The sequence below is a fragment of the Actinomycetospora lutea genome (assembly GCF_028737205.1).
Classification (GTDB): Bacteria; Actinomycetota; Actinomycetes; order Mycobacteriales; family Pseudonocardiaceae; genus Actinomycetospora; species Actinomycetospora lutea.
Genome location: NZ_JAQZAL010000014.1, coordinates 1 through 13,250, shown reverse-complemented (window position 1 = coordinate 13,250; position 13,250 = coordinate 1). Strand labels below are relative to the sequence as shown.

Genomic DNA, 13,250 nt, shown 5'->3' with positions numbered 1-13,250 from the left:
GCCTGCGGAGCTCGACCCGGGGACGGAGTGGCGGTCATGCGTGCGGGTCCCATCCGTCGCTCCACACACCGGTGGAGAGGTGGTCGGCGGCCAGCCGGGCGCGGGTGCGCACGTCGCCGAGGTCGTCCCCCCGGACGGTCACGTGCCCGACCTTGCGGCCGGGCCGCTCGGCCTTGCCGTAGAGGTGCACCCGCGCCTCGGGGAACCGGGCGAGGGTGTGGTGCAGGCGCTCGTCGACGCCCATCGCCGGGACCGGGTCGCCGCCCAGGACGTTGGCCATGACCGTGACGGGCGCGGTGGTCGCGGTCGAGCCGAGGGGGTAGTCGAGCACGGCGCGCAGGTGCTGCTCGAACTGCGAGGTCACCGAGCCCTCGATCGTCCAGTGCGCCGAGTTGTGGGGGCGCATGGCGAGCTCGTTGACGACGAGGCCGTCCGCGGTCTCGAACAGCTCCACCGCGAGCAGCCCGACGACGCCCAGCGCGGCGGCCACGCGCAGCGCGAGCTCCCCGGCCTCCGCGGCGCGCTCGGGGGCCAGGCCGGGGGCCGGGGCGAGGACCTCGGTGCAGATGCCCTGCTCCTGCACGGTCTCGACCACCGGCCACACCGCCGCCTGCCCGAACGGCGAGCGCGCGAGGACGGCGGCGAGCTCGCGGCGCAGGGCCACCTTCTGCTCCACCATGAGCGGCGTGCCGGCGGCGAGGAGCTCGGCGACCGTGGTCTTCGCGGCGTCGGCGTCGTCGAGCACCCACACCCCGCGCCCGTCGTAGCCGCCGCGGACGGCCTTGAGCACCACCGGCCAGCCGTGCTCGGCGGCGAACGCGGTGACGTCCTCGACCTCGTCGACCGCGGTGAACGGGGGCACCGGCTCGCCGAGGTCCCGCAGCCGCGTGCGCATGACCAGCTTGTCCTGGGCGTGCAGCAGGGCGTCGGGGCCGGGGTGGACGGTGACGCCCTCGTCCAGCAGGGCGCGCAGGTGCTCGCCCGGGACGTGCTCGTGGTCGAAGGTCAGCGCCTCGGCGCCCGCCGCCGCACGGCGCAGGGCGTCGAGGTCGGTGTGCTCGCCCAGCACGACGTCGGGGGCCACCAGCGCGGCGGGCTCGTCCGGTCCGGTCGCGAGGACCCGCAGCGACTGGCCCAGGGCGATCGCGGCCTGGTGGGACATCCGCGCGAGCTGGCCGCCGCCGATCATCGTCACCACGGGCAGGCCGGTGCGCTGGTCCACGGTCGGAGGAGCGTACAAGCTGGTCAGGTGTGATCCGGCTCCGGTTCGGGCTCGGCGTCCCGGAGTCGTTCGAGCAGCGCGCACGCCCCCTCGTGCGTGGCGGGCAGCCGCACGATGCGCACCGTCGGCGACCCGACCAGGCCCTCGGCAGCCGCCAGCCGGCGGGTCAGCAGGCGTCGCAGCACCGCCGCGCGCTCGGGGAGACCCTCGCGCGGGGCGAGCACGACGACCGTGCCCCGCCCGAGGGCGGCGAGCGACTCGCCGGCGTCGAACACCACGCCCGCGGCGTCGCCGGCGATCGACAGCGGCGCGACGCGGCGCCAGTCCCGGACGTCGAGGGCGAGCACGACGAGCGCGCGGTCGTCGCCCGCGGACCGGCCGTGGGCGCGGGCGGCGCGGTAGACCTCGGCGAGGCGGGTGCGCAGGTAGCGGACGCTCGCGAGGCCCGAGAGCGGGTCGACCGCCGCGGTCTCGGCCATGTCCCCGCAGGCCACGTCCGTCCAGGCCAGCGAGACCGCGCGCAGCAGCCGCACGCCGTCGGGACCCCGTCCCGTCGATCGGGTGTCGACGACCGCGGCCCCCTCGGCGTCCGGGGCGCCCGAGACGGCGGTGCTCAGCGCGGCGAGGTCGGTGAGCGTCTCGGCGAGCCCGACGCCGGCGCTCGCGCGGGCCCCCGCCCACCCGGCGAGGGCGCGCTCGACGGCGCGGTCGTGGGCGGCGCGGCTGTCGTGGCGGGCCGTCGCGACCGCGCAGACCACGTCCATGGCGGGGTCCGGCCACTCCGCGGCGGCCGTCCACCCCAGGGCGCTGCTGCACGCGAACCACCGCTCGCGCAGGGCGGCGGCGCGCTCGGGCCGCGGCGTCGCACCGTGCAGCGCGGCGGTCACGGCCCCGGCGGTGCTGCTGACGTCCATCCCCTGGCCGGCCTCCCGTCCCGTGTCCTCGGCAGGAGAGACGCGCGGAGCCGTCGCCCATGACGGTGACGGTCACCGATTCGGCCGTAGGGACCACGACACACTCGACCGGACGGGTGAGGGGAAGTGGGGGCACGTGTCTGCTGACGACGCCGACGGCGGCTCCGGCGAGGACCTCCGCAGCGACGCCGAGCTCATCGTCCGCCTGCGGGGCCGCGGCGCCGACCACGACTCGACCGCCGCCTTCGCGACGCTCTACACGCGCCACCAGCAGGCCGCCAGGGCGCTCGCGCGCCAGCTCGCCCGCTCCTCTGCGGACGTCGACGACCTCGTCGCCGGCGCGTTCACCCGGATGCTCGAGGTCCTGCGCGCCGGGCGGGGGCCGACCGAGGCGTTCCGCGCGTACCTGCTGACCTCGGTGCGCCACCTCGCCTACGACCGCAGCCGCGCGGAACGCCGCCTCGACCTCACCGACGACATGGCCGACGTCCACGGCATCGACCCCGACGGCACCGTCGTCCCGTTCACCGACCCCGCCCTCGCCGGCCTCGAGCGGACGATGGCGGCGCGCGCGTTCGCGACCCTGCCCGAGCGCTGGCAGGCGGTGCTCTGGCACCTCGAGGTGGAGGGCGACAGCCCCGCCGACATCGCCCCGCTGTTCGGGCTTACCGCCAACGCCGTCTCCGCGCTGGGCTACCGCGCGCGGGAGGGGCTGCGCCAGGCGTACCTGCAGGAGCACCTCGCCGCCGGCACCGGACGCTGGGACCGGCGCCACCGCGAGACCGGCGAGAAGCTCGGCGCCTACACCCGCGGCGGGCTGGCGCGCCGCGAGGCCCAGCGCGTCGAGACCCACCTCGCCGAGTGCGCCGAGTGCCGCGCCCTGGCCGACGAGCTGCGCGACGTCAACGCCGGCATGGTCCGCGCGGTGATCGCGCCGCTGGTGCTCGGCGCCGGGCTCCTAGGCTACCTCGCCTCGCGCGGCTCGACCGGCCCGTTCGCGTTCCAGGCGAGCACCGGCGAGCTCGCCGTCGCCGGGGGCGGCGCGCTGGGCGTCCTGGGCGCGCTGACCGGCCTGGCGCCGCGTCCGGCCGTCCCGCCGCGGGTGCGGACCGCGGGCGTGGTGGGCCTCGCCGGCGCCGTGGGGGTGGCGGCGTTCGTCCTCGGTGACGCCCTCGCCCCGCCGGCGCTGCCGCCGGTGCAGGCCGCGCCGGCGCTGGTCCCGCCTCCCGTACCCCTGGTCACCCCACCGACCCTGCCGTCGGGGACGCTCCCACCGGCCGCGCCGCCCCGCGGCGCGCCGGTCGCTCCCCCGTCCCCGGCGGCACCCGTCCCGGCGCGCCCGGCCGGCCCGGCCGGCCCGGCCGGCCCGGCCGGCCCGGCCGGGACCGCCGACGCGGCCCTGGCCCTGCCGGGCCTGCTCGACGCGACCGGACCGGCGCCGTCCTCGCCGACCCCGCGGTCGTCGCCGTCTCCCCCGTCCTCGCCGACCCCGCGCCCCGCCGCCACCCGCTCCCCGGAGCCGGCGAGGGAGGCCGCCCGGTCCGACGCCCCCACCGCGGCGCTGCGCACCGCCCGGGGCGGCGACGGTGACGGTGACGGTGACGGCGACCGGGACACCGGTGCCGGCGCCGGCCGCCGCGACTGCCTGATCACCGCGCGGCTGCCGGTGCTCGACACGCGGGGCGCGATCTGCCGGACCGCCATCGCGGCACGGGAGGCGTCACTAGACTCGCCGCGGTGATCGGGGTCCGCTACGTGCCGGGATGGGCCGCACGGCTCGCCGGGCGCCACGGCGAGCTGGTCAAGTTCGCGACGGTCGGGGCGATCACGTTCGTCGTCGACACCGCGGTGTTCGTGGCGGCGAAGTCCACCGTCCTCGAGCCCAAGCCGGTCACCGCGAAGATCGTGGCGGTGCTCGTCGCCACCATCCTCGGCTACGTGCTCAACCGCGAGTGGTCGTTCCGCCTTCGCGGCGGCCGCGGGCGACCGCACGAGGCGCTGCTCTACTTCGCGGTGTCGGGCGTCGCGCTGGCCATCAACGCCGCGCCGCTGGGCATCTCGCGCTACGTGCTCGACCTCGCCCAGCCCGTCGTGTCGGCACTGACCGAGCACGTCGCCGACCTGGTGAGCGCCCAGATCGTCGGGACCCTCTTCGCGATGGTCTTCCGCTGGTGGGCGTTCCGGCGCTGGGTGTTCCCCGACGAGGTCGGTCCGCTGCGGTAGGCGCGTCCCCGACCCCGCGGGCGAGCACCACCGCCGGGGTATACACCATCGCCGACGCCGAGCCCGTCGAGCTGTTCGTCATGATCGAGACCGGTCTCGCCGCGCGGGGCGTCCCGCCCGCCCGCTGGGGCTCCCGGTGCCGCTGGCACGCGCAACGGCGCTGGTCGCGGAGGTGGAAGCCCGCCTGCGGGGCACGACCCCCGTCCGCACCCGGGACGCGGTGCGCCACACCGTCCCTAGCGAACGCTCGACGTGAGCGCCCTGCGGGCCCGATCGGGGTATGCCCCTCCACCGACGGATGTCCTCCACGCCACCGACTGGTGATCAGGACGACCGCCGGTCTACGACGACGAGCCGGTCGTCGCCCGAACGCGCTGAGGGTTCCAAGGTTCTTGATACCTTCGGTACCGCCCGGCCGTCGGGGCCTCCGCGGTTCCGGGCTCGAAGGACGCGGAGGAGGACCAGCTGTGCCGAAGCTGCCGTGCCCGCACCGGCCCATCGGGCGGGGTGTCCCCGCCGACCCGCTGCTCGAGCCCGACGAGCTCGAGCAGTGCGACGGGCTGATGGTCCTCGTCCTCGATCCCGTCACCGGTGCCGCCGACACCTACGGCCCCTACCCCGCCGGCCGCGCCCGCGAGGAGGCCCACGGCCGCCGCCGGGAGCTCGACGCCGAGGACCTCACCGAGGTCACCGTCGCGCTCGTGCGTCACCACCGCGCCCGCTGAGGCCAGGCAGGGGTCCGTCCGCGGAGCCCGACACCGTGGGCCTCACCGCGGCCCGGTGGTCGGCAGCGGGCGGGGCGCGGCGACGGCACGGTCGGTGCGGGGCACGGGCAGGAACACCGAGAACGTCGCGGGCCGCGTGCGGGCGAGCTCGAGGCGCCCGCCGTCGGCCTCGATCAGCGCGCGGGCCAGGGCGAGCCCGAGCCCGGTGGACGCGGCCCCGGAGACGCCGCGGTCGAAGACGTGGGGCGCGAGCTCGGGCGGCACGCCGTCGCCGTGGTCGCCGACCTCGACGACGATCATGTCGTTGTCGGAGAGCCGGGCGGTCAGCGTGACCGTCCCCTTGCCGTGGCGCAGCGCGTTGTCGACGAGCACGCCGAGCGCCTCGCGCAGGCGTCCCGAGGTGGCGCGCGCGACGAGCCCCTCGGGCGTGCGGACCCGGACCGTGCGCCCCTCGGCGCGCAGCGGGTCGCGCCACTCGTCGGCGACGGCGTCGAGCTCGCCCGCCACCTCGATCGGCGCCGCCCCGGCCGCCCGGGCGGCGCGCGCCGACGCGAGCAGCTCGTCGAGGACCTCGGCGAGACGCTCCGCCTGCTCCAGGGCGGCCGCACCCTCCCCCGCGACGTACTCGTCGGGGTGCGCGGCGAGCTCGTCGAGACGCAGCTGCAGGGCGGTCAGGCGGCTGCGCAGCTGGTGGGACACGTCGCCGACCAGCTCGCGCTCGCGCTGGACCAGCTCGGCGAGCGCGGTGGCCGACGAGTCGAGCACGTCGGAGACGCGGTCGAGCTCGGGGATGCCGTGGCGGTGCGGCGCGGGCCGGAAGTCGCCGGCCCCGAGCCGGGCGGCGCGGCCGGCAACCTGTTGCAGCGGATCGGCCAGGCGCCGGGCGGTCAGGGTCGCCACCACCGCGCCGACCGCCACCGACAGCAGCACCGCGGCGAGCACGAGCGCAGTGGCCTGCAGCTGGCGCGCCCGCATCTCCGTGATCGGCTCCGAGAGCACCGCCGTCCCGCTGAGCCCGAAGGGCAGGGTCTCGCTGACCGTCGGGCCCGGCGCGAGCTCGCCCAGCGTGCTGACCCCGCGCGGCGTGCGGACCACCAGCGACCCGCCGGGCGGCACCGCGATGCCGACCGCGCTGAGGTCGACGGCCCGGTCGACCGAGACCTGCGAGTCGAGGGTGGCGACGACCTGGCGCAGCCGGGAGTTGATGTCCGCGCGGGTGAAGTCCTCCACGAGGCGCCAGGTGGTGAGCGCCAGCGGCCCGCCCAGCACCGCCACGGTGATCGTGACGACGATGAGCGTGGAGACGAGGATCCGGCGTCGCACGAGCTCAGACCTAGGTGTTGAAGCGGAACCCGACCCCGCGCACCGTGCTGATGCGCCGGCCGCCGCCGGCCCCGCCCCCGTCGTCGGCGAGCTTGCGGCGCAACCAGGACATGTGCATGTCCAGGGTCTTCGACGTCTTCATCTCCGGGTCGTTCCAGACCTCGCGGAGGATCTCCTCGCGGGACACCACCTGCCCGGCGTGGGCCATGAGCACCCGGAGCAGCTCGAACTCCTTGTTGGCCAGCCCGACCTCGACCCCGTCCACCGTCACCCGCCGCGCGGACGGCTCGAGGCGCACGCCGCCGGCGTCGAGCACCTCGGGCGCCCGCCGGCGCAGCAGCGCCCGCACCCGCGCGAGGAGCTCGGCGAGCCGGAACGGCTTGCCCACGTAGTCGTCCGCGCCGGCGTCCAGTCCGACGACGAAGTCGACCTCGTCGGTGCGCGCGGTGAGCATGAGCACCGGCAGGTCCGGCTGGTCGGCGCGCACCCGCCGGCAGACCTCGAGCCCGTCCATCCCGGGCAGCCCGAGATCGAGCACCATGAGGTCCGGCCCGGCGGCGCCCGCGTGGTGGAGCGCGGCCTGACCGTCGCCGACGACGTCGACCTCGTAGCCCTCGCGCTGCAGCGCGCGGGAGAGTGGTCCGGCGATCGCCGCGTCGTCCTCGACGAGCAGCACGGTGGTCACGGCGCCACAGTAGACCCAGGACGACGGCCTGCTGGCACGATCGGCCGCCATGTGCTCCGCCGGGCCGACCAGCGACTCCGCCGACCTCGACCTCGCCCTCACACTTGCCGACGCCGCCGACGCGGTGACCCTGCCCCGCTTCCGCGCGGTCGATCTGCGCGTCGAGCGCAAACCGGACCGCACCCCCGTGACCGACGCCGACACGGCCTGCGAGGACCGCCTGCGCGCCGTGCTCGCGACCGAGCGCCCCGGCGACGCCGTGCTGGGCGAGGAGCGCGGAGGGAGCCTCGGCGAGGACCGCGTCTGGGTGATCGACCCCATCGACGGCACCAAGAACTTCTCCCGCGGCGTGCCCGTGTGGGCCACGCTCGTCGCGCTGGTCGAGCGCGGGCGACCCGTCGTCGGCGTCGTCAGCGCGCCCGCCCTGGGCCGGCGGTGGTGGGCCGCCGCGGGGCAGGGCGCCCACACCAGCGACCCCGCCCGCGGCGTCGACGGCGGGCGCATCGAGGTCTCGGGCATCGCCGCCCTCGACGACGCCTACGCCTCCACCACCGACCTCGACCACTGGCGCACCCTCGGGCGCCAGGACCACTGGCTCGCCCTGACCCACGCCTGCTGGGAGAGCCGCGCGTTCGGCGACTTCTGGCACCACTGCCTGGTCGCCGAGGGCGTGCTCGACGTCGCCGTGGAGCCGGAGGCCAACACCTGGGACCTCGCGGCCGCGCAGATCCTCGTCGAGGAGGCCGGCGGGCGGCTGACCGACCTCACCGGCGCCGCACGGCCCGACGGCGGCGACTCGCTGACGACCAACGGGCGCCTGCACGACGCGGCCCTGGAGCTCGTCCGCCGCTAGCCGGAGCCCGCCAGCCGCGCCCACACCAGCCGCCCGAACAGCGAGAAGCAGGCGGCCGACTCGTCGTCGAACCGCGTCCACTCGAACCGCCCACCACGTTCGCACCAGAACACCTCCCAGCCCTCGTCCTCCCCCGGCACCGGACGCACGCACCACGTCCGCTCGACCTCGGCGTCGACGCTGACCGCCGCCCCGCCCACACCGGCGGCGAGCAGCCAGCCCGCCAGCTCACCGGCTCGCACACCGGGTTCGACGCAGCCGGGCGCGGTGCGGTTCCACCGGACACCGCGGGTCGGGACTGGCACGATCACCGCCGTGACCGCGCCCGAGGTGTGGTTCGAGGACCTGCCCGCCGGGCGGCGCATCGCGCTGGGCACGGTGGTCGTCGACCACGACGAGATGCTGGCGTTCAACCGCCGCTTCGACCCGCAGCCCTTCCACGTCGACGAGGAGGCGGCGCGCGCGTCGCTCTTCGGCGGCCTGTGCGCGTCGGGGTGGTTCACCGCCTCGCTGTGGATGCGCTGCTACGTCGACAGCGTCCTGTCGCGCTCGGCGTCCATGGGTTCCCCGGGCGGCGACGAGATCGCCTGGCCCGCGCCGGTGTTCCCGGGCGACCGGCTGGAGGCGGGCATGGAGGTCGTCGCCGCGCGGGTCTCCGCGAGCCGCCCGCAGCTCGGGCTGATCACCCTCACCGGCACGCTGACCCGCGACGGGGCCACCGAGGTGTTCCGGGCCCGCTTCACCGGGATGTTCGGGCGGCGCGACGGCGACGCCGCCACCGGCTGACGCGCACGGGCGCCTCGACGGCGTCCTCGGGCTCGTCGTCGGGCTCGAGCTCGTCGGGCTCGAGCTCGTCGGGCTCGAGCTCGTCGTCCGGCTCGTCGTCCGGCTCGTCGTCCGGCTCGTCGCCGGACCAGACGCCCCACCGGCCGGCGGCGAGCTCCAGCCCGCCGCGGTCGTCCGCCACGCCCTCGACCAGCGAGGCCAGGCGCTCGACGTCCCCGAGGCCGGAGAACTCCCACGGCTCCTCGGTGCCCGCCGTGGACACGATGAGCGTGCCCGCCCCGAGCAGGCGCTCGACGCCGCTGCTGCGGGTGCGCACGCCGGTGATCGTCGCGCCGGCCACGTCGACGCTCTCGCGGGTGAGCACGCCCTCGCGCACGAGCAGGCGCCGGTCGGTGACGACGAGGTGCGTGCAGCGCCAGCGCACGAGCGGCAGGACCGCGAGCCAGACGACCGCGAGCACCGCCAGCAGCACGAGCGCGAGCCGCACGGCCGTGCGCGTCGAGCCCTCGGCGATCCCGCCGGCCAGGCCCGCGAGCAGGGCGGCGAGGAACACCGCGACCGGCGGCACGAGCGCGGGCACGACGAGCATGCGCCAGTGCGGGCGCCGGTGGGCGAGGACGTGCTCGCCGCGGCGCAGGACACCGTCGGGGTAGGCCACCGGCACCTCCTCCCCGGATCGACCCCGAGGTTAGCGAGCCGCGGGCCGCACGTGGACGACGTCGCCCGCCGACACGACGGTGGTCTCCCCGTCCGGGGCACGCACGGCGAGGCGGCCGTCGCGGTCGACGTCCACGGCGCGGCCGGCGAGCGTGCGGTCGCCCGGCAGGGTCACCGACACCTCGCGGCCGAGCGTGGCGCACCGCGCGCGGTAGTCGTCGACGATCCCGGCCGCGACGACGTCGCCGTGCGCGTCGCGCCACCGCCGGTCGAGGTCGGCCAGCGCGCGGAGCACGGCGACGAGCACCGCGGGGCGATCGGGGTCGGCCCCCTCGGCGACGAGCGACGTGGCGCCCGCGGGGAGGTCGGCGGCGGGCGTGGCGACGTTGAGGCCGATCCCGATGACGAGTGCGCGGTCGCCGCCCGTCCCCGCCCCGACCTCGGCGAGGATGCCGGCGCCCTTCGCGGCGGGCTCGGCGCCCAGGAGCAGGTCGTTGGGCCACTTCAGCGCGGCGGGCACGGTGCTGACCCGTCCGACCGCCTCGACCAGCGCGAGGCCGGCGAGCAGCGGGGCCCACCCCCAGCGCTCGACGGCCACCTCGCGCGGGCGCAGCAGCACCGAGAACGTCAGGCCCTCGCCGGCGCGGTCCTCCCACACGCGGTCGCGCCGCCCGCGCCCGGCGTCCTGGTGCTCGGCCACCCGCACCGTCCGGTCCGGCGCCCGGTCGGGGCCGCCCGCGCGGGCGAGGAGGTCGGCGTTGGTCGAGCCGGTGCTGGCGACGACCTCGATCGACGCCCACGGTCCCGACGGCGGGCCGAGGGCGCGTCGCAGCGCGTCGGCGTCCAGGGGTGCGGCCACGAGCGGGCACGGTAGTGCCGCTGGTCACCTCCTCGCCCGCGTGGCCCGGACGTGTCGGGGCCGGTCGCTACAGTGCCGCCCCATGCGCGACACGAGTTCAAGGGAGCACGCCGATAGGGGAGCTGCAGCATGACCGCCGCGACGGAGCCGTTGCCGCAGCCGGACGACGCCTCGGAGGAGCCGGACGTCCACACCTCGGCGGGCAAGCTCGCCGACTGGTACCGGCGCCAGGAGGACGTGGTCCACGCCGGCAGCGAGCGCGCCGTCGAGCGCCAGCACGCCAAGGGCCGCAAGACGGCACGCGAGCGCATCGACCTGCTGCTCGACGAGGGCAGCTTCCTCGAGTTCGACGCGATGGCGCGCCACCGCTCCACCAACTTCGGGCTCGACGCCAACCGTCCCTACGGCGACGGCGTCGTCACCGGGCAGGGCACCGTCGACGGCCGCCCCGTCTGCGTGTTCTCCCAGGACGCGACGGTGTTCGGCGGCGCGCTCGGCGAGGTCTACGGCGAGAAGATCGTCAAGGTCATGGACGTGGCCATGAAGATCGGCTGCCCGGTCGTCGGCATCAACGACGGCGGCGGCGCGCGGATCCAGGAGGGCGTCGTCGCCCTCGGGCTCTACGGCGAGATCTTCAAGCGCAACGTGCACGCCTCGGGCGTCGTCCCCCAGATCTCGCTGGTCATGGGGCCGGCCGCGGGCGGGGCGGTGTACTCCCCGGCGCTCACCGACTTCACGGTGATGGTCGACGAGACCTCGTTCATGTTCATCACGGGTCCGGACGTGATCAAGACCGTGACGGGCGAGGACGTCGGGTTCGAGGAGCTGGGCGGCGCCCGCACGCACAACGCGACCTCCGGCAACGCCCACTACCTGGCCTCCGACGAGGACGACGCGATCTCCTTCGTGCAGGAGCTCCTGGGCTACCTGCCGTCGAACAACCTCACCGACCCGCCGCGCGTGGGCTCGGGCGGGGGTGACGCAGTGGAGGAGTCCGGCTCGGTCCCGGACGGCATCGGCGAGACCGACCTCGAGCTCGACACCCTCGTGCCCGACTCGCCCAACCAGCCCTACGACATCCGCGAGGCGATCACGCGGGTCGTCGACGACGGCGACTTCCTGGAGATCCAGGCGCTGTACGCCGCCAACATCGTCACCGGCTACGGGCGCGTCGAGGGCCGTCCCGTCGGCATCGTGGCCAACCAGCCCACCCAGCTCGCGGGCTGCCTCGACATCGGGGCCAGCGAGAAGGCCGCGCGGTTCGTGCGCACGTGCGACACCTTCAACATCCCGGTGCTGACCTTCGTCGACGTGCCGGGATTCCTGCCCGGCACCGACCAGGAGTACAACGGCATCATCCGCCGCGGCGCCAAGCTGATCTACGCCTACGCCGAGGCGACGGTCCCGCTGGTCACGGTCATCTGCCGCAAGGCCTACGGCGGCGCCTACGACGTCATGGGCTCCAAGCACCTCGGCGCCGACGTCAACATCGCCTGGCCCACCGCCCAGATCGCCGTCACCGGCGCCTCGGGGGCGGTGAGCATCCTCTACCGCAAGGAGCTCAAGAAGGTCGAGGACGAGGGCGGGGACGTCGAGGCGCGGCGCGCGGAGCTGCAGCAGGAGTACGAGGACACCCTCGCCAACCCCTACGTGGCCGCCGAGCGCGGGTACGTCGATGCCGTCGTCCCGCCCTCGCACACCCGCGGCTACGTCGCCCGGGCGCTGCGGATGCTGGAGACCAAGCGCGAGACGCTCCCGCCGCGCAAGCACGGGAACGTTCCGCTGTGAGTGAGGACGAGGCTCCGGCGCGTCCCGTGCTGCGGATCGTGCGCGGCGAGCCCGACGCCGCGGAGATCGCGGCGCTGACGGCCGTGCTGGCCGCGGCGGGCGGCGGGGGCGGCGGGGGCGGCGGGGGCGACGAGGCCCCCGACGACCCCGCGCCGCGATCGGGCTGGGCGCGTCACGTCGACCTCGTGCGGGCCCCGGTGCACCCGGGGCCCGGTGGGTGGCGGGCGTCGGCCCGGCCACGGTGACCCTCCCCTCGATCCCCTGGTGAATCCCTGATGGCCCTGTTGCGCCGACGACGTCGCACCCCGATCGGTGGCGAGACCTATCGCGACGCCGATCACGCGCTGATGCCGATCCCGCCGACCGGCGGGCTGGTCAGCGCGCAGCTGCGCAACGTCGAGGGGCGCCCGCTGCCGGGGGTCACGGTGTCGGTCATCGAGACCGAGGGCCTGCGCCGGGTGGTCACCGAGGCGGTCACCGACCCGTTCGGCTTCTACACCGCGGCCGTGCCCAGCGGCTCGTACACGCTGCGCGCGACTCTCGGCGGCTACACCTCGCTCACCCGCGACATCCTCGTCGGCCGCGGCGACCACGCCGCGCTCGGCGCGCTGACCATGGCCACCGACCAGGGCAGCACGCGCCCGTCGCCCGGCGAGTGGGTGATCGACGACGCCCACAGCCGGCTGGGGTTCGTCGCCCGCCACATCGCCCTGTCGCGGGTGTACGGCCAGTTCACGCGGTTCCGCGGCTCGATCCAGATCGCCGAGGACATCGAGGACTCCAGCATCGACGTCGTCATCGACGCCGCGAGCATCGAGACCCACAACGCGCAGCGCGACGCCCACCTGCGCTCGCAGGACTTCCTGGCCGTCGACGAGCACCCGCAGCTGCAGTTCTCGAGCACGCGCTTCGCGGTGCGCTCGGGCAACTCGTGGACGATCGACGGCGAGCTCACGATCCGCGGGCGCACGAACGACGTCCGCCTCGACACCACCTACCTCGGCACGCAGTCGTGGAACGGCACGCGCATCGGCGCCACGGCCACCACCTCGCTGCACCGCGAGCACTTCACGCTCAACTGGCAGCAGATGGTCGCCCGCGGCATCCCCGTCGTCGGGTCCACCATCCAGATCCACCTCGACGTCCAGGCGGTGCTCCAGCTCTGAGACTTCATGGCCCCCTATCGGTGGCCGCCTGGGCGGATGAGAATTCGGT

Annotated in this window: 15 protein-coding genes; 8 read left to right on the top strand and 7 right to left on the bottom strand. The window is 75.9% G+C overall.

The window, feature by feature from the left end; all coding sequences use genetic code 11:
- Window positions 1–34 precede the first annotated feature (34 nt).
- Together PHK61_RS16360 and PHK61_RS16355 are read right to left on the bottom strand one after the other, a co-directional pair.
- Window positions 35–1,222, bottom strand: a complete 1,188-nt coding sequence (locus PHK61_RS16360; protein ID WP_274282064.1) for a 5-(carboxyamino)imidazole ribonucleotide synthase — start codon at window positions 1,220–1,222, stop codon at window positions 35–37.
- 23 nt (window positions 1,223–1,245) lie between these two features.
- Complete coding sequence (locus PHK61_RS16355; protein ID WP_274282063.1) at window positions 1,246–2,136, bottom strand: serine/threonine-protein kinase; 891 nt, start codon at window positions 2,134–2,136, stop codon at window positions 1,246–1,248.
- Window positions 2,137–2,272: 136 nt separating this feature from the next.
- On the opposite strand from PHK61_RS16355, the gene PHK61_RS16350 reads away from it, so the two are divergent.
- The 3 genes from PHK61_RS16350 to PHK61_RS16340 all read left to right on the top strand — a co-directional run bounded on the left by PHK61_RS16350 (window position 2,273) and on the right by PHK61_RS16340 (window position 5,084).
- Window positions 2,273–3,877: a sigma-70 family RNA polymerase sigma factor gene (locus tag PHK61_RS16350; RefSeq protein WP_274282062.1), complete on the top strand. Its 1,605-nt coding sequence runs from the start codon at window positions 2,273–2,275 to the stop codon at window positions 3,875–3,877.
- Window positions 3,874–4,359: a GtrA family protein gene (locus PHK61_RS16345; RefSeq protein WP_274282061.1), complete on the top strand. Its 486-nt coding sequence runs from the start codon at window positions 3,874–3,876 to the stop codon at window positions 4,357–4,359. The genes PHK61_RS16350 and PHK61_RS16345 overlap by 4 nt, the downstream gene beginning before the upstream one ends.
- 467 nt (window positions 4,360–4,826) lie before the next feature.
- Window positions 4,827–5,084 carry a hypothetical protein gene (locus PHK61_RS16340; protein WP_274282060.1) on the top strand — a complete coding sequence of 86 codons (258 nt, stop codon included), beginning with the start codon at window positions 4,827–4,829 and terminating at the stop codon, window positions 5,082–5,084.
- 42 nt (window positions 5,085–5,126) lie between these two features.
- On the opposite strand, the gene PHK61_RS16335 is transcribed toward PHK61_RS16340, so the two are convergent.
- Both PHK61_RS16335 and PHK61_RS16330 read right to left on the bottom strand, forming a co-directional pair.
- Window positions 5,127–6,407 carry an ATP-binding protein gene (locus PHK61_RS16335; protein WP_274282059.1) on the bottom strand — a complete coding sequence of 427 codons (1,281 nt, stop codon included), beginning with the start codon at window positions 6,405–6,407 and terminating at the stop codon, window positions 5,127–5,129.
- A 10-nt stretch (window positions 6,408–6,417) separates the two neighbouring features.
- Window positions 6,418–7,092: a response regulator transcription factor gene (locus PHK61_RS16330; protein ID WP_274282058.1), complete on the bottom strand. Its 675-nt coding sequence runs from the start codon at window positions 7,090–7,092 to the stop codon at window positions 6,418–6,420.
- Window positions 7,093–7,141: 49 nt separating this feature from the next.
- Here PHK61_RS16330 and hisN point away from each other — a divergent pair, with 49 nt between their 5' ends.
- The gene (gene hisN / locus PHK61_RS16325; protein WP_274282057.1) at window positions 7,142–7,945 is read left to right on the top strand and encodes a histidinol-phosphatase; all 804 of its coding nucleotides are present in this window, start codon (window positions 7,142–7,144) and stop codon (window positions 7,943–7,945) included.
- On the opposite strand, the gene PHK61_RS16320 is transcribed toward hisN, so the two are convergent.
- Window positions 7,942–8,256 (bottom strand): hypothetical protein, encoded by a 315-nt coding sequence (locus PHK61_RS16320; RefSeq protein ID WP_337993969.1) that lies wholly within the window; start codon window positions 8,254–8,256, stop codon window positions 7,942–7,944. The genes hisN and PHK61_RS16320 overlap by 4 nt on opposite strands.
- A 4-nt stretch (window positions 8,257–8,260) precedes the next feature.
- Between PHK61_RS16320 and PHK61_RS16315 the strand changes: the two genes are divergently transcribed.
- Window positions 8,261–8,731: a MaoC family dehydratase gene (locus PHK61_RS16315; RefSeq protein ID WP_274282056.1), complete on the top strand. Its 471-nt coding sequence runs from the start codon at window positions 8,261–8,263 to the stop codon at window positions 8,729–8,731.
- Here the strand turns inward: PHK61_RS16315 and PHK61_RS16310 are convergent.
- Window positions 8,685–9,389 carry a PH domain-containing protein gene (locus tag PHK61_RS16310; RefSeq protein WP_274282055.1) on the bottom strand — a complete coding sequence of 235 codons (705 nt, stop codon included), beginning with the start codon at window positions 9,387–9,389 and terminating at the stop codon, window positions 8,685–8,687. The two genes, PHK61_RS16315 and PHK61_RS16310, sit on opposite strands and share 47 nt — an antisense overlap.
- Before the next feature lie 30 nt (window positions 9,390–9,419).
- Window positions 9,420–10,247 carry a biotin--[acetyl-CoA-carboxylase] ligase gene (locus PHK61_RS16305; RefSeq protein WP_274282054.1) on the bottom strand — a complete coding sequence of 276 codons (828 nt, stop codon included), beginning with the start codon at window positions 10,245–10,247 and terminating at the stop codon, window positions 9,420–9,422.
- A 129-nt stretch (window positions 10,248–10,376) separates the two neighbouring features.
- Here PHK61_RS16305 and PHK61_RS16300 point away from each other — a divergent pair, with 129 nt between their 5' ends.
- The 3 genes from PHK61_RS16300 to PHK61_RS16290 are packed head-to-tail and all read left to right on the top strand — an operon-like array spanning window position 10,377 to window position 13,201.
- The gene (locus tag PHK61_RS16300; protein WP_274282053.1) at window positions 10,377–12,035 is read left to right on the top strand and encodes an acyl-CoA carboxylase subunit beta; all 1,659 of its coding nucleotides are present in this window, start codon (window positions 10,377–10,379) and stop codon (window positions 12,033–12,035) included.
- On the top strand, window positions 12,032–12,280 hold the full coding sequence (locus tag PHK61_RS16295; protein ID WP_274282052.1) for an acyl-CoA carboxylase epsilon subunit: 249 nt from the start codon (window positions 12,032–12,034) through the stop codon (window positions 12,278–12,280). Before PHK61_RS16300 ends, PHK61_RS16295 begins: the two co-directional genes overlap by 4 nt.
- A gap of 30 nt (window positions 12,281–12,310) precedes the next feature.
- Window positions 12,311–13,201 carry a YceI family protein gene (locus PHK61_RS16290; RefSeq protein ID WP_274282051.1) on the top strand — a complete coding sequence of 297 codons (891 nt, stop codon included), beginning with the start codon at window positions 12,311–12,313 and terminating at the stop codon, window positions 13,199–13,201.
- The last annotated feature ends 49 nt before the right edge of the window (window positions 13,202–13,250 follow it).